At 30.3% G+C, this 19,289-nt stretch carries 16 protein-coding genes and 1 tRNA gene; 15 read left to right on the forward strand and 2 right to left on the reverse strand.

Going from position 1 to position 19,289, the window contains the following annotated elements; genetic code table 11:
- The first annotated feature begins 5 nt into the window (after positions 1 to 5).
- The 9 genes from DAD81_RS17560 to DAD81_RS17600 all read left to right on the forward strand — a co-directional run bounded on the left by DAD81_RS17560 (position 6) and on the right by DAD81_RS17600 (position 8,825).
- Positions 6 to 827, forward strand: coding sequence for a DUF4249 domain-containing protein (locus tag DAD81_RS17560; protein WP_111709618.1), 822 nt, complete (start codon positions 6 to 8; stop codon positions 825 to 827).
- Positions 828 to 1,011: 184 nt separating this feature from the next.
- Entirely contained in the window at positions 1,012 to 1,359 is a 348-nt protein-coding gene (locus DAD81_RS17565; RefSeq protein ID WP_111709619.1) for a DUF4405 domain-containing protein, read from the forward strand.
- A gap of 5 nt (positions 1,360 to 1,364) precedes the next feature.
- Complete coding sequence (locus DAD81_RS17570; protein WP_111709620.1) at positions 1,365 to 2,753, forward strand: alkyl/aryl-sulfatase; 1,389 nt, start codon at positions 1,365 to 1,367, stop codon at positions 2,751 to 2,753.
- Between the two features lie 248 nt (positions 2,754 to 3,001).
- Complete coding sequence (locus tag DAD81_RS17575; RefSeq protein WP_111709742.1) at positions 3,002 to 4,468, forward strand: reductive dehalogenase; 1,467 nt, start codon at positions 3,002 to 3,004, stop codon at positions 4,466 to 4,468.
- Positions 4,469 to 4,486: 18 nt separating this feature from the next.
- Entirely contained in the window at positions 4,487 to 4,798 is a 312-nt protein-coding gene (locus DAD81_RS17580) for a dehalogenase (RefSeq protein WP_111709621.1), read from the forward strand.
- Positions 4,799 to 4,841: 43 nt separating this feature from the next.
- Complete coding sequence (locus DAD81_RS17585) at positions 4,842 to 6,026, forward strand: FMN-binding protein (RefSeq protein ID WP_111709622.1); 1,185 nt, start codon at positions 4,842 to 4,844, stop codon at positions 6,024 to 6,026.
- Positions 6,027 to 6,183: 157 nt separating this feature from the next.
- Complete coding sequence (locus DAD81_RS17590; RefSeq protein ID WP_111709623.1) at positions 6,184 to 7,095, forward strand: SphA family protein; 912 nt, start codon at positions 6,184 to 6,186, stop codon at positions 7,093 to 7,095.
- 247 nt (positions 7,096 to 7,342) lie between these two features.
- Positions 7,343 to 7,416, forward strand: a tRNA-Asp gene (locus tag DAD81_RS17595).
- Between the two features lie 230 nt (positions 7,417 to 7,646).
- The gene (locus tag DAD81_RS17600) at positions 7,647 to 8,825 is read left to right on the forward strand and encodes a T9SS type A sorting domain-containing protein (RefSeq protein WP_111709743.1); all 1,179 of its coding nucleotides are present in this window, start codon (positions 7,647 to 7,649) and stop codon (positions 8,823 to 8,825) included.
- Positions 8,826 to 8,871: 46 nt separating this feature from the next.
- Here DAD81_RS17600 and DAD81_RS17605 read toward each other — a convergent pair whose 3' ends face one another.
- On the reverse strand, positions 8,872 to 9,897 hold the full coding sequence (locus tag DAD81_RS17605) for a LacI family DNA-binding transcriptional regulator (protein ID WP_111709624.1): 1,026 nt from the start codon (positions 9,895 to 9,897) through the stop codon (positions 8,872 to 8,874).
- A gap of 170 nt (positions 9,898 to 10,067) precedes the next feature.
- Between DAD81_RS17605 and DAD81_RS17610 the strand changes: the two genes are divergently transcribed.
- The 5 genes from DAD81_RS17610 to DAD81_RS17630 all read left to right on the forward strand — a co-directional run bounded on the left by DAD81_RS17610 (position 10,068) and on the right by DAD81_RS17630 (position 17,823).
- A complete protein-coding gene (locus DAD81_RS17610; protein ID WP_111709625.1) occupies positions 10,068 to 12,656 on the forward strand; it encodes a TonB-dependent receptor in 2,589 nt (862 codons plus the stop codon).
- A 96-nt stretch (positions 12,657 to 12,752) separates the two neighbouring features.
- Positions 12,753 to 14,063, forward strand: a complete 1,311-nt coding sequence (locus DAD81_RS17615) for an amylo-alpha-1,6-glucosidase (protein WP_111709626.1) — start codon at positions 12,753 to 12,755, stop codon at positions 14,061 to 14,063.
- 23 nt (positions 14,064 to 14,086) lie between these two features.
- Positions 14,087 to 15,706 carry a sodium:solute symporter family transporter gene (locus DAD81_RS17620; RefSeq protein ID WP_111709627.1) on the forward strand — a complete coding sequence of 540 codons (1,620 nt, stop codon included), beginning with the start codon at positions 14,087 to 14,089 and terminating at the stop codon, positions 15,704 to 15,706.
- 15 nt (positions 15,707 to 15,721) lie between these two features.
- Complete coding sequence (locus DAD81_RS17625; protein WP_111709628.1) at positions 15,722 to 16,846, forward strand: glycerate kinase; 1,125 nt, start codon at positions 15,722 to 15,724, stop codon at positions 16,844 to 16,846.
- A gap of 2 nt (positions 16,847 to 16,848) precedes the next feature.
- Positions 16,849 to 17,823 (forward strand): type I phosphomannose isomerase catalytic subunit, encoded by a 975-nt coding sequence (locus tag DAD81_RS17630; protein ID WP_111709629.1) that lies wholly within the window; start codon positions 16,849 to 16,851, stop codon positions 17,821 to 17,823.
- 111 nt (positions 17,824 to 17,934) lie between these two features.
- Here the strand turns inward: DAD81_RS17630 and DAD81_RS20760 are convergent, their stop codons facing one another.
- Positions 17,935 to 18,084, reverse strand: coding sequence for a hypothetical protein (locus DAD81_RS20760; protein WP_157961177.1), 150 nt, complete (start codon positions 18,082 to 18,084; stop codon positions 17,935 to 17,937).
- 325 nt (positions 18,085 to 18,409) lie between these two features.
- On the opposite strand from DAD81_RS20760, the gene rfbA reads away from it, so the two are divergent.
- Complete coding sequence (rfbA, locus tag DAD81_RS17635) at positions 18,410 to 19,288, forward strand: glucose-1-phosphate thymidylyltransferase RfbA (RefSeq protein WP_111709630.1); 879 nt, start codon at positions 18,410 to 18,412, stop codon at positions 19,286 to 19,288.
- Position 19,289 lies beyond the last annotated feature (1 nt).

The raw sequence follows: 19,289 nt of genomic DNA on the forward strand, positions 1-19,289 counted from the left end.
AAATTATGAAAAACATATATATAAAGCTTGTTATTAGTTGTTTAACATTGTTAATTGTTTCGTGTACCGAAACTGTAGATGTTGATGTGCCAAATGGAGGTGAACGTTTAGTTGTTGAAGCTTCAATTTTATGGGAAAAAGGTACAACCGGACAAAACCAAGAGATTAAATTATCAAAATCTACTGAATATTTTGCAGATGAATTAGATATTCCTGTTGAAGGTGCGTTAGTGAGTATAACTAATAATGATTCTAATGAAATTTTTGAATTTCAATATGAAGGAAATGGAACGTATAGCACAACTAATTTTAATCCAATAATTGGGGATTCATATACTTTAGAAATTAATTATGAAGGAGAGCGCTATTTAGCAACTGACACATTTGCTTCAGGTATAGAAATTTCATCAATAACACAAAGTATAGAAAGTAGGTTTGGTAGTGATGAAATAAATATAAAAGTGAATTATTTAGACCCTCAGTCAACTGAAAATTATTATTTGGCAGAATTTATTCCATCTCATAAACCATTAATTTCTTTAGATTCATCAGATGATGAATTTTATAATGGAAATATTTTCTTTTTAGAATACGAAGATGAAGATTTAGAGCCAGGCGTTAATGTACAAGTTAAACTACACGGAATTTCAGAGGATTATTACAATTATATTGAAATTTTAATAAGTCAGTTAGGTGAAAAAGGTCCTTTTCAAACAACTCCTGTTTCTTTAAAAGGAAACTGTGTAAATGTAAATAATACTGAAGAAGAAGTTTTAGGTTATTTCAGGTTAAATGAGGTTGATGTAAAAGATGTTACCGTTGAATAAAGGGAATACAATTTTTTTATTAATCATTATTTTGGATGTTATTCGTTGAAATATTTACGAGTTGAATCATTGAAAAGTACCATGTTTCCGTTTACTTGTCTCTTACATGCTATAATTAAAACATATAATTTTGATTTATTAATAGTTAAAACTATAAAGTATACGCTGTAATTCAAAAATAATTATGTTTAGAAAAATAGTATCAATATCGCTTCTTGTATCGTTAATGGCATTGGCTTCATCAGGAATAATGATGATAGTCTTAAACAGTCTCGAATTTCAATTGCAAATGCATCCAGTGCATAAAATCTTTGGAATTTTAATGACTATTTCGGGATGTTTTCACGTGTATTTCAACTTTAAACCCATTAAAAAATATTTAAGTCTTCGAAAAGTATTAGTATTTGGAATAGGTATGGTATTAATAATGTCATTTTTATATGTTGTTGGAATAAACAAACCTTTAGATAAGCAAAAAATTCAAGAAATTGAGGTGTTAATGTCTCAACTTGAAGGAGGAAATCAAAAATAAAAATTATGAATACTTTTAATCATCTTATTAAACAAATAAATTTCAGAATAATAGTTGTTTTAATTGTAACAATTTTGGTAACAGCTTGTAATAATAAGCTTAAAAACAAGGTTGAACAAGAACATCCCAACATTACTCAATTAAAAAAGAATTCAGCAGAATTTACTCCTGAGATTATTAAAATGAATGCAAACGTGTATGTTGCTGTTGGATATGATGGCTCAAATGCAGCAATGTTAATTGGAAAAGATGGAGTAATAATTATAGATGCTCTTAGAGCTCTGGGAGCTGCAGAAAAAGTAGCTTCAGAATTTAAAAAAATCTCAAATAAACCTGTAAAAGCACTTATATACACACACGGTCATTTAGATCATACCGGAGGAACTTCAGCATTTGTTGGAACTGAAAAGAATGTAAAAATAATTGCCAGGGAAGGTTTTAAAAAAGAATTACAAGAACATTCTCCAGTCCAAAATATTTTAGAAAAACGTAATGGACGCCAATTTGGAAGAAATTTACCCAAAGAAGATATTATTAACAGAGGTGTTGCTGCTGGTTCAACATCAAAAGACAGAGTGAATAAAGGTTATATAAAGCCCAATACCTTTTTTAAAGATTCATTGTTTGTAAATATTGCTGGTGTTTCTTTAGAAATTTACAAGGCTAATGGAGAAACAAACGATGCACTATTTGTGTGGTGTCCTAAAGAAAAAGTATTGTTTTCAGGTGATAATTATTACAAGGCATTTCCAAATTTATATGCCATAAGAGGTTCTAAATACAGAGATGTGAAATCTTGGGGAGAAGTAATTAAAAAAATGAGTACGTTTCCTGTGGAATATTTAGTGCCAGGACATACACGTCCAATTTCAGGAAGAGCTTTAGTAAACAATAACTTAAAAAATTATTCAGCAGCTATTTTAAGTGTTTATAATCAAACTATTGACTGTATGAATAAGGGGTATTCACTTCAACAAACGGTTGATAATGTAAAGTTATCTAAGGAATTGGCAAGTCAGTCCAATTTACAAGAATTTTACGGTTCAGTTCAGTGGGGAGTTCGTTCTATTTACCTTCATTATGTTGGTTGGTTTGATGGGAATCCAACAAATTTATATCCACTTTCTTCAAAAGAAGAAGCTGATAATATGATTGAGTTAGCTGGTGGTGAGAAAAAGATATTTAAAAATATACTGAAGGCAGAGAAAGAAGGAAACTACCAATTTGGATTGCAGTTAACAGATTATTTATTAAATGTAAACTATAAAAAGGATGAGGTTTCTAAAATGAAAATAAAATTATTAAGAAAGTTAGCTTCACAGCAAATAAATGCTCCGGCAAGAAATTATTATTTGTCTTATGCTTATGAGTTGGAAGAAAATATAAAACAATAAAGATTTTATGAAAGGATTAAAAAGTTTAGGAAAAGGAAGATAAATTTTAATATTTTCATTAAAGAAGAACTGCTTTAAGTTCTATTTAATTATTGTCAAAAAAAACCAAATAGTAAAGCTGTTTGGTTTTTTTTATTTAGCAACTAAAACGTTTTCGTTGAAAAGTACCATAAAATCCGTATTCTGTCTCTTACTGCTTGTTATTTAAGGTTTTAAATTTGTTTAAATGAATTTAAAAAGAGTTTAATATGGGAAAGTCAAATAAAAAATATCATTCAACAGTAGGTCGAAGAGATTTCATGAAAAAGTTAGGTGTAGGAGCTGGAGCTTTTGGATTGGGAGCGGCTGGATTTACAGGGTTTGCAGGAACAGGATTTGGTGCTGATGGATTTAATGATCTTGATGAAATGATGTCATCTCCTTTAGCAGAGCGAAAATTACCCTTCTGGGTTAAAGAGGTTGATGAACCTACCGTAAAAATAGATTGGGATAATATGGAAATATTCCATGGGCCTGAGAATACATTGTTTAATCCTGCTTCTTGGGAAAACCCAAAAGATTATTTTGATATCTACAATAAAAATATTGCATCTACTAAGAAAAATGTTCAAGATAATGTTCCTGGGCTTTCGTTAAAAGATAGAGCTTTAGCAGATGCAAATTGTTGGGGTTGGGGAGGCCGTTCGGGTGCTGATTTAGCACCACCATGGTCAGGTGCTGATGTTAAGGCAAATCCGAAATGGGAACACCCTACTATGTTTTATACTCCTGAAGATTATGGTGTAGAAAAACATCAAGGTACTCCTGAAGAAAATTCCAAAATGTTACGATCAGCTGGAAGGATTATGGGAGCATCAGACATGGGTTTTGTAAAGCTAGATGAAAAAACAAAAAAATTATTGTGGGGTAAAATCACATTTGAAGACGTAGAGAAAGGCTATGCTGAGCCAGAAAATAACAAATTTGTTTTACCAAATAAAGAATTGTGGGCAGTATGTTCTGTAATACCACAGTCGTTATGGATGCAGCAATACTCAGAGCGTATGAGCTGGGCTTCCAGTAATACAATGAGTTATTCTAGAGCTAATATATACGGAAATAGATTGAGTGTGTTTTTAAGAGGTTTAGGATATCAAGCCTATGGAGGAGATACAGAGTCTATAGGGCGTTCGGTAGGTTTTGGAGTGATGGCTGGATTGGGAGAATACGGTAGAGCAGGTATTTTGGTTAGTCCAAAATATGGAACTGATATTAGAACTGTATTAATAACCATTACAGACTTGCCTTTGGCAGTCACAAAACCAATAGACGCAGGAATTACTAAATTTTGTGAAACCTGTAAAAAATGTGGAGAAATGTGTCCTTCTGGCGCAATTAGTATGGAAGAAAAGCCATTTTGGGGTGGTGGAGCCGCATATCAAGCGAAAGGAATAAAAGGATGGTATATGGATGCTAAAAAGTGTTATACCTATATGTTGGGAGGCGAACCAGATTGTAGTCGTTGTCAAACCGTTTGTCCATTTACAAAATTTGATGAAGCTGTAATACATGACCTTATTAAATTATCAATAGGAACTACGCCAATGTTAAATTCAGCAATTAGAAAAATGGATGATGTATTTGGCTATGGTGAACAACCTGATCTAAGTAAAACACCCTGGGATCTTGATCCTATGGATATTCCTTTGTATGGTCTAGATAAATCTCGTTCGTAAATCTTAAATATATATATTATGAAATTAATTAGTTGGGTTTGGTTTTGGTATGTTTTAGTTGGTTTTTTAATGGGTGGTGGAGCTGTAATAATTTGGAACATTTTAAAAAAAGTTAAATTAAAATTAGTTTGGTACGAATGGATTTTAATGATTTTATCCACTGTGGTCTTTTTATTAATGAGCCAAACTTTTATTGCTTCTTTTTATGAATTTGAGCCTAAGGCAGCGTGGTTTTCACTAATTTTTATGGGAATACCTATACTCTTAATGGCTGTTGTATTATTCCGTTCCTTAAAAAAGAGATATATAAAAAATAGCGAAATTAATTAGGTACTGTATAATTTATTAGTAATCAATATTATAAAGCTATAAAATGTTGAAAAACAACATAAATAAAAATAGAATTGAAACTAGGTTGGCTATTATTTCTATTGTTATAATAATAGCCGCTTGGTTTATTGGAAGGCAATTTGAAGATGCTGATATTGTTTCTACTATTAAGGTAAAAATGCCAGAAATTTCCAAATTAGAGGAAATTGAAAAGGCCTCCTATAAAATTTACAATTCAAAAAATGAAGAAACAGGTTATCTTTCTATTGAATCTTCAATGGGGTATGGAGGTCCGTTAAAAATGGCTGTTGCGGTTGACGAAAAAGGAAAAATATTCGATTTAGCTGTAGTCAGTTCAAAAGAAACTCCTTCATATTTAAAAAAAGTTTTAAGCGCAGATTTTCTGGATAATATTATTGGCAAATCTTATAATGAAGAATATTCAATAGGGAATAAAGTGGATGCTATTTCAAGTGCTACTTATTCATCAAGAGCTATTTTAGAAGCTTCAAAAAAAGGAAATAGATTTATTGCTGCAAATGTTTTGGGTTTTAATTTACCAAAAGAAATTGCGCCGTCATTACAATTTGGTGCAGTAGAAATAATACTGATATTACTTTTTGCAGTAGGGTATTTTGCTCATAAAAAAACATTTAAGTATACAAAAATAGCAAGATGGGGAACAATGTTGGTTGGTTTATTTGTAATTGGTTTTTATTATAATCAGCCTTTTACACTTTCTATGTTTAACCAATTACTCTTGGGATATTTTCCTCCAATACATTCCCATTTATATTGGTATTTATTATTGGGAGGCGTTTTTCTTGTTTTTACGGTTGAAAATAAGAATCCATATTGTTCTTGGTTTTGTCCTTTTGGAGGAGCGCAAGAATGTTTGGGCTTAGTTGGAGGAGCAAAACACATACCTATTGGGAAATATAAGAATCTTCTTAAATGGACCTTAAGAATTTTAGTGTTATTGGCCATTGTTGTTGCATTATTATTAAGAAATCCTGGTGTAACTAGTTATGAAATATTTGGAACACTTTTTAAGCTAACAGGAAGCAATTTACAATTTGGAATATTAGGAATAGTATTGGTTTCCTCAATATTTATAAAAAGGCCATGGTGTAATTATTTATGTCCTTTAGGTCCTGTGACAGAACATTTTACTTATGTAAGAAAATTGATAATAAACAAATGGAAAAGCAAAAAAGAAAACGCTTAACAGAAACTATTGTAGTTGCTATTGTAGTTATATGTTTGGGTTTAATCATACTTCAATTAAAAAGTAATATACATAATGAGTTGAATGCTCTTTTAAATGATATTTCAACTAACCAGTTTACATAAAAATAATTAACCAATTAAATAGATAATTTATTATGAAACAGAAATTAAAATTGTCGTTCTTTAGTTTGTTGTTGCTTGTAATTGCCTCAACAAAAATGTATAGTCAGGAAACAGGACATTATACTCCGGGGGTTCAAGGAATAAAAGTTGGAACGCTTCCTCCTCCAGGATTTTATTACATAATGCATAATGTTTACTATTCAGCAGATACTTATTATGATGGAAATGGAAATAAAGCGGATATAAATTTTGATGTAAGTGTTTTTGCAAATGTTCACCGTTTTTTATATGTATGGGAAAATGTAATTTTTGGCGCTAACTATGGTGTTCACGTACTTATACCAACAACTTATACCGATATTAGTATTGGAGCGTTTGGTGTTAATGATAATAAATATGGAATTGGAGATATTGTAATTGAACCATTTTTATTGTCTTGGAATAAGTCAAAATATGATATATCTGTAGCATTGGCTGCTATAGCTCCAGTTGGAAGTTATGATATTAATGAAGCTGCATCTCCAGGAAAAAGTTTTTGGTCTGGAATGCTAACATTTGGAGGGACCTATTATTTTGATGCTAATAAATCTTGGACAGCTTCAATTTTAAATAGATATGAAGTACACGGTGAGAAAAAAGATTTTGACGTAACACCTGGTGATGATTTTACTTTTGAATGGGGAATAGGTAAAACTATTGTTTCTAAACAAATTTGGAATGTTGGGGCTTCTGGATATGCACATTGGCAATTATCTGATGATGAAGGAAGTTATGTTTCGTATGATCCAAGTGTTCACGATGAAATTTTTGCAGTTGGCCCAGAAGTAACTTGTTATTTTCCGAAAGCAAAATTAAATCTTGAATTTAGAACACAGTTCGAGTTTGGTGCTATTGATAGATCTCAAGGAACAAAAATGTGTTTATCTTTATTTAAAAATTTCTAATTAAGATGCTTTTATAAAACTAAATTTATGTGAATAGTTTGTAAAGTATAAAAAAGGTTGGCTCTAAGTATTTCCTTGCTGATTTTACAAGTTCTATTTAAGTTAACACTATAGATGCTTCATCATCTTCAGCAATTAAGGTCTTCAAAATATATGTTTTTTTTTATTTTAAATTTATTTTAAAAAAAAATAGATTTATCGTTTGGTATTTAATTAAAAGTGTATATTTGCATCCGCTAAGAGCAACGGTCTGGTAGTTCAGCTGGTTAGAATACCTGCCTGTCACGCAGGGGGTCGCGGGTTCGAGTCCCGTCCAGACCGCAAAAAGCATCTCATTTGAGATGCTTTTTTTGTTTATATTCTTTATTTTTAGCACTTTAAAAGTGCTATTACTTTTTTAATTGCCAAAAATTAGTATATTTAGACATAAATAAGCACTATGTTAAGAGTGTTTATTCTTAAAATTATTCCCCTCGCAAGCCCCATTTTTTTTTAAAAATTCAAAAAGAATATTAATATATATTGTGTTAAAACATATTTTAGAATTAAAAATGGATATAATCTTAAAATTTTTGTTTAGATATTTAACCTATTGGGTTATTTATAGCTTAGGTATTTTAAATGTATTTAGTCAAATAAATAATGTAACAGAAGAACTTCAATTGCATAGTGATTTAAGTGAATCTTCAGGGCTCATTTATTTTAATAATAAGTTAATTACCCATAATGATTCAGGAGGAGCAATCACATTGTTTGAAATTAATGTAGGGTCAGGTGAAGTAGAACGTACTGTTACTATTACTAATGCAACTAACGTTGACTGGGAAGATATTACTCAAGATGACACTCATATTTATATTGGAGATATTGGAAATAATAGCGGAACAAGAACCGATTTAAAAATATATAAGATACTTAAATCTGATTATCTTAGTTCAGTAGCTGTAACGGCTGAAATTATTGAATTTAGTTATAGTGATCAATTAACTTTTGCTTCTAATTCCCGAGATACAGAATGGGATGCTGAAGCATTAGTGTCTTTAAACGCTACGGACTTAATATTGTTTACTAAAAATTGGGTTGATGGAACAACAAAAGCATATACCATATCAAAAAATGCAGGAACATATGTTGTTTCACCAGAAGTAACTATTTTAAATAGTGGTGGCTTAATTACTGGAGCTACTTTTAATAATTTAACAAATAAACTTTTTTTAATAGGTTATACATGGGTAATTCCTTTTAATGTGTTACAGCCTTTTGTGAGGATCATTAATAATTTTGTTGGGAATGATGTTTTTTCAGGAGATGTAATATCAATATCATTAGTATCTGAATTAGGTGTTGAACAAACTGAAAGTATTGCATTTATTAGCGAAAACGAGTACTACGTAACTTCGGAGTCATTTAGTTTTCCTTTTATAGGTTCAGATTATGGAAAGCTTATTTCTTTTGAAACTGATGATGTGGTTTTAGGGGTTAATGATTATATAACGGATAACCATTTTCGTGTATACCCAAACCCGGTTTCTGGTAAATTATTAGTTGAAAATAATAAAGATGAGAGAGCTATTCATTCTTTAGAATTATTTGATGTAAATTCAAGATTAATCCATAAAAATAGTAATATGGAACATATTGATATGGCTAATTTAATTGAAGGTATTTACTTTTTAAAGATCGTTTTAGAGAATGATAATTTTAGTATCAAAAAAATTATAAAAAACTAGTTTCACTTTTATTGTAATTTGATTAGAATCAATTTTAGAAAAAGAGTTAAATAATTTTAAAAGAAGAATCTCTAACAATTAAATTTGTTTTAACAATTATAGTTTTAGGTTCAAGCTGCGTAGTTGAATTCATTTCTTGAATTAAATATTGTACAGCAACTTCGCCAATTTTATTTCCTGGTTGGTCTACTGTTGTTAATTTAGGTTCAATAATAATAGAACTTCTAGAATTACTAAAACCTACCACTGCAATTTCTTGTGGAATTTTAATTTTATGTTTTTTTAAGGTTTTTATTGCGCCTATTGCAGCACTGTCTGTTATAGCAAAAATTGCATCAGGTTTATTTTGCATACTTAAAAGTTGATTGGTCAATCGTTTTCCATTTTGCATAGAAATATTTTCAGAACTCAAAATAATACTTTCGTCAGTTTCAATATTGTTAGATCTTAATGCTCTTAAATACCCTCGATACCTCATTTGGGAGTTATAAGAATCTTCGGATTCTTTAATAATAGCTATTCTTTTTTTTCCGGTTTGAATTAAATGTTCAACAGCGTAAAAAGCAGCTTCTTCATCATCTATCATTACTTGAGTACAAGGAACTTTTAGGGAAACTTTATCAAATAAAATAAGAGGGATATGGTTTAATGTTTTTAAAATTTCATCTACTTTTAATGTGGTTCGTGCTAAAGAAAGAAGAATTCCATCAACACCAAACTGAATCATTGTTTGGAGCATTTCTCCTTGTTTTTTTTCGTTGTTAACCGATTCAGAAACAATTACTTTGTACCCTTGTAGTTCTGCTTCTCTCATAATTCCTTTTAATAAGGTAGATGTAAAATAATGAGCAATGTCAGGCACAACTACACCTATTATGTTTGATTTATGGGCTCGAAACCCTTTTGCGAAAAGATTAGGTACATAATTTAGGTTTTTAGCCAATGAGGTAACTTTTTCTTTAGTTTTTAAGCTAATATCTGGATGATCATTTAAAGCTCTTGAAACTGTTGATATTGAAAGGTTTAATTCAGATGCGATTTCCTTTAATGTTGTTATATTTTTCTTTGTCATAATGCTATTTTGGTTCAACCTTTTGTAAATTAACACTATTATAGTAAGAGTGCAAACGTTTCCGCAAACGTTTGCATAAGTTTTTTGCTAATATTTTGTTAAAATTACCTTATTTGTGTTCTAAATTCACATCATATTAAAACCAAATATTAAACTAAAATATCAATCTTATGAAGAATTTTCTAACCATTTGTTTATGTCTTATAGGGTCATATGCAATTTCTCAATCAACTATTTCAGGTAAGGTTATAGATGAATTTAACAATCCAATTCCGGGCGTAAATGTTGTAGTAGCAGGAACTGATGTAGGAGCTACAACAGATTTTGATGGGCATTTTGAAATTAATACTCAATTATCGGGTATGCATGAATTAAAAGTGCTATTTATTGGTTTTGCTACACAAACTAAAAAAGTTGATTTATCAAAGAATGTAGCTATAAATTTTACCTTAGTTGAAAGTGTTCAAAGTTTAGATGCAGTTGTTTTAACCGGAACGTCTACAAAACGTTCTCAAAAAGAAACACCATTATCTATTACTTCTTTTGGGGCTAAAGAATTATCCAAAACAAATTCAAGTAGTCAGGCAGATGTATTAAGAAGTGTTCCTGGTATTACTGCTGAAGGTGGTGGAGGGGAAGTAGCTTCTAACATTTTTGTAAGAGGTTTACCTTCTGGAGGACAATATCAATTTAATCCATTGCAAATAGATGGAATGCCTGTATTAAGCACTTTTGGTTTAAACTCCTCGGCGCATGATGTTTATTTTAGAAATGACATTGGTATAAAAAGTTTAGAGTTTGTTCGTGGAGGTTCTTCAATTTTATATGGTGTAGGATCTGTTGCCGGTATTATTAACTATACAAGTGTTACAGGTAGCGATACTCCTAAAAATGTTATAAGAACAGAAATTGCTTCAAATTCAAGATATAAAGCAGATTTCCTTACAAGTGGTCCGTTAGGAGGAGAAGATTCGAATACGTATTATGCGCTTTCTGGTTTTTACAGATATGATGAAGGACCTTTAAAAACTGGATTGGCAACTGAAGGTTTTCAATTAAGAGGTAATATTAAACACGTTACGGATAAAGGTTCTGTTACATTCTCTGGTCAATTTATAGATGACAATGTACAGTTCTTTTTGCCATATCCTTTAGAAGGAGGTACTCGTAATCGCCCTACAGGAAACGATGGAGAAGAAATATTTACATTACAAACTGCAGCGGCTTCAGATATATCATATGCAACTCCAGATGGTATTTATAGTTCTCCAATAGAAGATGGTGTTGTTACAAAAGGTGGTTATTTTTTAACCAACTTTAAACATAACTTTTCCGATGATTTAAAATTAGATGCTAAATTAAGATATTCAAGATATAAGCATCAATTTAATTTATTTTTAGATGGAAGTGGAGTTGGAGGAGCCAAAGTAGTTGAAACACAAGCAGAGTATTTAGCTGCAAGAGGTTTATCTAGTGGGAATTTTACGATGTTAAACGGACAGCCTTTACCTGCAAATGCAAAATTATTTGAAAATAGAATTTTAGATAGAAACAGACCATTAACAGAATTAATGGCAGATTTTAAAATAACAAAAACTGCAGGTGAACATAATATTACGTTAGGTTCTTTTATGTCAAGATCTAAAGCAGGAGATTTTAATGTTATTACAAATTATTTAGGAGAATATAATGATAGACCGGAGTTAGTAAATCTTTCAGGATATACTGTAAATGGCGTTACTAACAGAGGGACTTCATATACAAATAGAAATATTAATAGTAACAAAATAGCTATTTTTATTGCCGATGAAATAAAACTTGACAGATGGAATTTAGACTTTGGTATTCGTTATGAAAGAGCATCTGGAGATATTGAAAATGAAGGTTCAGATACTTATACTGTTGATGATACTGGTATTGCAAATTTAGACAATGTTAAATGGGGAAATGGAACTTGGACACGTGGACACGTTTCTGCTGATGATTTTGCAGTAGCATTGGCTGGTCTTTATAAAGTTAACGATAATTTAAGTGCTTATGGAAACTTTTCAAGAGGGTATTTCTTCCCAGAACTTAGAGGAACTAAATTCGATTCTTTTGGAAATCCAAATAGTTACGATACTGAAAAAATAATTCAAGGAGAGTTAGGTGTTAAGTATGGTAAAGATAAATTTTCAGGTACAGCAGCGCTTTATGCAGTAAGTTTAAAAGATCGTAGATCTGTGAGTTTTGTTAATAGTGGATCTGGTGGAGTTACTGAAGAGGTAGATACACAAGACACTAAAACTATTGGACTTGAAACAACTTGGAAATATAGAATTTCTGATGAATTTAACTTTAATGGATCTTTTACTTTTCAAGACCATGAAATAAGTAAATCGGAAAGTAACCCAGAATTTGAAGGTAATGAATTAAGAAGACAGCCTAACGTTGTATCGTCTTTTGGTTTAGACTATGACAACCAACTATTTGATGGTAGTTTAGTTTATAATTATACTGGTAAAAAATTCTCTAACGATTCTAACTCAATAGAATTGGATGCAATTGGTATCGCAAATTTAAATTTTGGATATACGTTTCCTGTAGGAGAAGGTGATGAAACAGTACGTTTAGGAATGCAAGTATTTAATTTATTTAATGATGAGGGAATAACAGAAGGTTCTCCAAGACTTAACAATAGTCAAACTGAAGAAGACTTTTTTGTAGGAAGACCAGTATTGCCTACAAGAGTATTTTTAAACGCTACATTTAACTTCTAAAAAAATAACCCCCTTTTATTTAAGTAAGAATGCATTAATGTTTATTAATGTTAGTGCATTCTTTATAAAAAAAAATTCCAATAAAACCTTTTGAAAATGAATAAGAACTTAATAAATGATGCGAAAATTGTTTTAAACAATAATTTTCAAGACAAAGGATATTCAATACCATGTAAAGGATTGTATCCATTTCAATGGAAATGGGATTCAGGATTTATAGCTATTGGTTTTGCTCATTATGATATGGATAAAGCCAAAAAAGAAATTGAAACGTTGTTAGATGCACAATGGGAAAATGGATTTATTCCTCATATTGTATTTCACGTAGAAAGTGATACGTATTTTCCAGGGCCAGATTATCATCAATCAGAACTGCATCCGTTGTCTAATAAAAAACACCCTTCAACAGGAATGACACAACCTCCTGTTACTGGTTTTACTATAGAAAAGATATATGAAATAGCAAAGGATAAAACCGATGGTTTGGAATTTGTGAAAAGAAACATAGATAAAGTTTTTGAAAATCACCGTTATTTTTATGAAAACAGAGATCCTCAAAATGAAGGATTGGTGTATATTTATCATAATTGGGAATCAGGAACGGATAATTCTCCAATATGGGATGATATTTGGAAAACTATGAATCCGCCAACATATAATATAAAAAGAAAAGATACGCAATTAGTAGATCCATCTCAACGTCCGTCAAATAGAGAATACGATCATTATTTACATATTATTGAAATTGCGAAAAAACATAATTATTCAGATGAAAAAATAGCTGAATTATCACCGTTTTTAGTTCAAGACCCCTTATTTAATGCAATGTTAATTAAATCTAATAACGCATTAATTAATTTATATAAATTAATAGGAAATAATGAAGCTAAAATTAAACAACTTGAAAAGTGGCAAGAAAAAAGTATAAAATCATTTAATGATAAATTGTATGATGAAGAGTTAGGAGCTTACATTCATTACGATTTAAGAAATGAGAAGCCTTTACGTTTTGTGAGTTCATCTTCTTTTTCTCCTTTGTTTGCTGGGATTCCTAGTAAAGAAAGAGCTAAAAGATTAGTAACTACTATGATGGATAAGTTTGGAGGTGAGGACTTGTATTTATGTGCTTCATTTGATCCAGAAAGTGAACGCTTCAACCCGAAAAAATATTGGAGAGGCCCAGTTTGGATTAATTTAAATTGGATATTGTATTACGGTTTAAAAGATTATGGTTACAATGAAATTGCTGAACGCGTAAAATCTGATAGTATTGAGTTGATTGAAAAATCGGGTTTTTACGAATATTTTGATGCTAGAAAATCAATTTATAAAACAGATAAAGGCGGTTATGGCGGTGGAAATTTCTCATGGAGCGCAGCCTTACTTATTGATTTAATAAATAATTAATTTTAACACTTAAAACTAATAGTATGAATTGGTTAGATTATTTAATAGTTATTGTTTACTCAATTGGATTTTTAGGATTGGGATACTTTTTTAAAGAAAATAAAAATGCTAAAGATTACTTTTTAGGAGGGCAAGATATGGGGTGGTTCCCATTGAGTCTTTCAACAATAGCAACACAGTTATCTGCTATTAGTTTTATTTCTGCACCAGCTTTTGTTGGTTTGGCTCAAAACGGAGGAATGAAATGGTTAACTTTTGAATTTGCCGTTCCTTTAGCAATGATTGGGATTATGTTAATTATTATTCCGCCATTGTATAGAGCAAATATTGTTAGTATTTATGAATATGTTGAAAAACGTTTTTCAACTTCAACAAGAATAATTTTAAGTATTGTTTTTCAAATAAGCAGATCATTAGCAACAGGTGTAATGGTGTATACTATTGCAATGATATTACAAGCGGTTCTGAATATTAGCTTTCATTGGACAATTTTAATAATTAGTGTAATTACCCTAATTTACTCCTATCAAGGAGGGATGAAAGCCGTGGTTTGGGGAGATGCCATACAAATGATTATTTTATTTTTTGGTTTAGTAATTTGTATGGTTTATGGTTGGAATATGTTACAAGATAATCCTGAGTTTACAGGTTTTGCACAAGAAAGACTAACTGTTATAGAATTTGATAATTTTGGATTAGATGGTGGTGAATTTGGATTTTGGCCAATGGTTTTAGGTGGGTTGTTTTTATACCTATCTTACTATGGTACAGATCAAACACAAGCACAACGTTTAATGTCTGCCAAAAATGAAGGAACAATAAAAAAATTATTATTGGCAAATGGATTGTTGCGGTTTCCGGTAGTGTTAGTATATTCTGTAATGGGATTAATAATTGGTGCTTTAGTAACTTTAACTCCAGATTTTTTAAATGATATTACAGAAATGACTAAAACTCATTATCCGGCTCAATACGCAATAGATGGAATTAAGCCAGATTTAATGATCCCTGTATTTATTACTAAATATTTACCTCACGGTTTAATTGGTATTTTAATAGTTGGAATTTTATCAGCGGCAATGTCGTCTTTAAGTTCAACAATAAATTCTTTAGGGGCTGTTACGGTTGAAGACATTTTTAACCGAGGAGCCAAAAAACTTAGTGTAACTAATTATATGAAATATTCAAAAATTTCAGTTATATTTTGGGGTGTTGTTTGTATAACCGCTGCTTATTTATTTGGAGGAAGTAAAGGAACAGTAATAGAATTAATTAATATTATTTCCTCTCAATTTTATGGGCCTATATTAGCAACATTTGTATTAGCTATTCTTGTGAAAAGAGTAAATCATGTGGGTATGAACGCAGGTATTATAGGTGGTGTTTTAATTAATGTGTTAATAAAAATTAATTATGATAATATTTTTTGGATTTGGTTTAACCTAACAGGTTTTATAATTACAACAGTAATTGCATTGGTTGTAAGTGAAATATTTAAAGCAAAAACTAAAGATCGTTTAATTATTGATTTTTCAATTAAAAGAGAAGATGTATTGTCTAAGGAAGTGTTTATTTTAACTGGGTTTTTTATAGTAATATTGGTATTCAGTTATTTCTTGCCTTCGTTACTTCAAAAAGTATAATTTAAATTGTGAAAAATGAAAATAGTAATTGCTCCGGATAAATTTAAAGGTTCCCTATCAGCTTTGGAAGTTTGTAAAGCTATTGAAAATGGTATTAAAACTTTTGATGCTACAATAGAAACAGCAAAACATCCACTTGCAGATGGAGGTGAAGGAACATTAGATATTTTACAAAATTATTTCGAATTAAAACAAGTTACTACTTTAGTAAAAGATCCTTTGTTTAGAGAAATTGAGGCTACTTATATGGTTTCTGGAGAAACAGCTTTTATTGAAATGGCGAATGCTTCTGGACTTCAATTATTAAAAAAAGAAGAGCAAAATTGTTATCATACTTCAACTTACGGAACGGGAGAACTTATTTTAAATGCCATAGGAAAAGGAGCCAAAGAGGTAATTTTATTTATTGGAGGAAGTGCAACTAATGATGCCGGAATAGGTATGGCCGCTGCTTTGGGTTATAAGTTTTTTAATACAGATAATAATCCAATCCATCCAATTGGAAGTGAGCTAATTAATATTTCTACTATTGATGATAGTGATGTGAAAATAGACTTTAAAAAGGTTAAATTTACTGTTGTTTGTGATGTTAAAAATTTGTTGTTTGGACCACAAGGAGCTGCATATATGTATGGAGAACAAAAAGGAGCCTCGTATGAGGAAATTTATAAGTTAGATTTGGGCTTAATGAATTTTAGTGCTAAAGTTCATGAATGTTTAATCAGGTCTATTGAGAGCTTAGAAGGTGGTGGAGCAGCTGGTGGGTTAGGAGCTGGAGCAGTTAGCTTTTTAAATGCAAAAATGCAATCTGGGATTGACTTTGTGTTAGAGAAAACCAATTTTCAAGAGACATTGAACAATGCAGATTTAATTATTACCGGAGAAGGATGTGCGGATAAGCAAACTTTGGAAGGGAAAGTGATAAAAGGAATAAGTGATGTTTCAAAAGAGAGAGGTATTCCATTTGCTATTATAGCCGGTGTTGTAAAAGATAAGGAAATAATAAAAGATTCATTAAATCCGATTTCAATAAATTCAATTATGGAATTAAATGTTACTTTTGAAGAAGCGATGGGTAATGCTTCTTTATATGTTACTGAAATTGCAAATACTATTATAAATCAAATATTAGAACAATAATTATGAAATTATACCCATTAAAGTTTTTACCACAATTTAATTATCGTATTTGGGGAGGTGACAAATTAAAAACTGTACTAAATAAAAAATACACTGAAGATTCTATTGGAGAATCTTGGGAGATTTCAGATGTTAAAGGAAATGAGACACTTGTTGAAAATGGAGCCTTTAAAGGACAAACTTTAAAACAATTAATTAAAACCTATAAAGGTGATTTTTTAGGTAAAACTGTATATGAAAGGTTTGAAAATGATTTTCCTTTATTGATAAAATTTATTGATGCTAAAACTCCTTTATCTATTCAAGTTCACCCCAATAATGAAGTTTCAAAAATCCGTCATAATTCATTTGGTAAAAATGAAATGTGGTATGTAATGGATGCCGATAAAGAAGCTGAATTAATTGTAGGATTTGAGAAAGAAATAACTAAAGACACCTACGAATCACACATAGAAAACAACACCATATTAGAAGTTTTACATCATGAAGAAGTTTCAGAAGGTGATACGTTTTATATACCTACGGGTAGGGTACATGCTATTGGAGCCGGAGTTTTGTTAGCTGAGATACAACAAACATCGGATATTACGTATCGAATGTATGATTACAACAGAGTTGATTCTAAAACAGGAAAAAAGAGAGAGCTTCATGTGGATTTAGCTGCTGATGTAATTGATTTTAGTGTTCAAGATAACTATAAAACTTCATATGCTAAGGAGTTGAATGTTTCAAATACTTTGGTGCATACGCCTTATTTTAAATCTAACTTTATAAGATTTGAAAGTATGTTAACTAAAGATTATTCAAATATTGATTCATTTGTAATTTATGTATGTGTTAAAGGAGCTATTAAAATACAATGTAATGATGAAATTTATTCTTTAAGCAAAGGAGAGTCTATTTTGTTTCCAGCATCAGTTAATTTATTAAAAATAATAGCAGAACTTCAAACAGATGTATTAGAGGTATATATGTAAAATATAAGTGTTGGGCAAGCAAAAAGCATCTCTTAAGGATGCTGTTTTGCAGTCTAACTCAAACAATAAACGTGAATGAAAATTCACTTATATATTTTAATAGTGATGTTTTTAGCTTGTGTAATTTTGTAAAAATTCTTCAAACGACATTGGTGATAATTTTTTTAAACGGTAATGATTTAAATACGTTTGGTAATTGTTGTAAGCTGTTTGATTTACACCCTCTTTGGTGAAGGAGATTACCGGAGATAGTGAATTCATAGAGGAATAATTTATGGGGTTAATAATGCTATTTATTTTTATCAAATCAGATAAAAAATATATTTATGGCTTGAAATTACTAAAAAAAATAAAAACAAACAAATAAAATGCTATTTATGTAGTTAAATACGTGTATTATATTGTTTTACGCACGGTTTATTTGGTTTATTAGTGTTTTTTTGCTCAAATTTGGTAAACAGTTTCTTATTTCATTTTTTAATTAAACCTTCATCTTTTTTGTGATTTTATTAAGTTCATAGTTTATTAGTTGGATGGTTAATCAATATTAAATAACTATTTTTGCTAAAACCTAGAATACGAAGATATGAAAGGAATTATTTTAGCAGGAGGGTCAGGTACACGTTTACACCCTATTACAAAAGGAACTTCTAAGCAATTGTTAGCTATTTATGATAAGCCAATGATTTATTATCCATTATCAATTTTAATGCTGGCTGGAATTAAGGAAATTTTAATAATATCTACACCTCAAGATTTACCAAATTTTGAAAAACTTTTAGGTGATGGAAGATCTTTAGGAATGAAATTTTCTTATAAAGAGCAACCTACACCAGATGGTTTGGCGCAAGCTTTTATTCTAGGAGAAGAATTTATAGGAGATGATGATGTTTGTTTAGTTTTAGGTGATAATATTTTTTATGGCTCTGGAATTGAAAAACGCTTAAATGAAGCTGTAAGAGATGTTAAAGAGGAGAAAAAAGCAGTTGTTTTTGGTTATTACGTTCAGGATCCTGAAAGGTATGGTGTTGCAGAGTTGGATAAAAATAGGAATGTATTAAGTATAGAGGAAAAACCAGAAAATCCAAAAAGTAATTATGCTGTTGTAGGGTTATATTTTTATCCTAATAATGTAATTAAAATTGCTAAAAGTATTAAACCAAGTAAACGTGGAGAATTAGAGGTTACAGCCGTAAATCAAACTTATTTATCTAATAATAATTTAAAAATGGAGTTATTAGGTAGAGGTTTCGCTTGGCTAGATACTGGCACAGAAGATTCTTTGTTGGAAGCATCCAATTTTATACAAACTATTGAAAAAAGACAAGGGTTAAAAATTGCATGTATTGAAGAGGTTGCCTTTGAGATGAAGTTTATAAATAAAAGTCAGTTATTAGAATTGGCAACAGTTTATAAAAATAATAATTATGGTAACTATATATTAAGAATAGCAAATTCAAAATAAA

The organism is Lutibacter citreus, assembly GCF_003260195.1.
GTDB classification, from domain to species: domain Bacteria; phylum Bacteroidota; class Bacteroidia; order Flavobacteriales; family Flavobacteriaceae; genus Lutibacter; species Lutibacter citreus.

Excerpts from the sequence above, each read along its gene's own strand:
- DAD81_RS17560 (WP_111709618.1), top strand. The coding sequence starts at position 6 with ATGAAAAACATATATATAAAGCTTGTTATTAGTTGTTTAACATTGTTA.
- DAD81_RS17565 (WP_111709619.1), top strand. The coding sequence starts at position 1,012 with ATGTTTAGAAAAATAGTATCAATATCGCTTCTTGTATCGTTAATGGCA.
- DAD81_RS17570 (WP_111709620.1), top strand. The coding sequence starts at position 1,365 with ATGAATACTTTTAATCATCTTATTAAACAAATAAATTTCAGAATAATA.
- DAD81_RS17575 (WP_111709742.1), top strand. The coding sequence starts at position 3,002 with ATGGGAAAGTCAAATAAAAAATATCATTCAACAGTAGGTCGAAGAGAT.
- DAD81_RS17580 (WP_111709621.1), top strand. The coding sequence starts at position 4,487 with ATGAAATTAATTAGTTGGGTTTGGTTTTGGTATGTTTTAGTTGGTTTT.
- DAD81_RS17585 (WP_111709622.1), top strand. The coding sequence starts at position 4,842 with ATGTTGAAAAACAACATAAATAAAAATAGAATTGAAACTAGGTTGGCT.
- DAD81_RS17590 (WP_111709623.1), top strand. The coding sequence starts at position 6,184 with ATGAAACAGAAATTAAAATTGTCGTTCTTTAGTTTGTTGTTGCTTGTA.
- DAD81_RS17600 (WP_111709743.1), top strand. The coding sequence starts at position 7,647 with ATGGATATAATCTTAAAATTTTTGTTTAGATATTTAACCTATTGGGTT.
- DAD81_RS17605 (WP_111709624.1), bottom strand. The coding sequence starts at position 9,897 with ATGACAAAGAAAAATATAACAACATTAAAGGAAATCGCATCTGAATTA.
- DAD81_RS17610 (WP_111709625.1), top strand. The coding sequence starts at position 10,068 with ATGAAGAATTTTCTAACCATTTGTTTATGTCTTATAGGGTCATATGCA.
- DAD81_RS17615 (WP_111709626.1), top strand. The coding sequence starts at position 12,753 with ATGAATAAGAACTTAATAAATGATGCGAAAATTGTTTTAAACAATAAT.
- DAD81_RS17620 (WP_111709627.1), top strand. The coding sequence starts at position 14,087 with ATGAATTGGTTAGATTATTTAATAGTTATTGTTTACTCAATTGGATTT.
- DAD81_RS17625 (WP_111709628.1), top strand. The coding sequence starts at position 15,722 with ATGAAAATAGTAATTGCTCCGGATAAATTTAAAGGTTCCCTATCAGCT.
- DAD81_RS17630 (WP_111709629.1), top strand. The coding sequence starts at position 16,849 with ATGAAATTATACCCATTAAAGTTTTTACCACAATTTAATTATCGTATT.
- DAD81_RS20760 (WP_157961177.1), bottom strand. The coding sequence starts at position 18,084 with ATGAATTCACTATCTCCGGTAATCTCCTTCACCAAAGAGGGTGTAAAT.
- rfbA (WP_111709630.1), top strand. The coding sequence starts at position 18,410 with ATGAAAGGAATTATTTTAGCAGGAGGGTCAGGTACACGTTTACACCCT.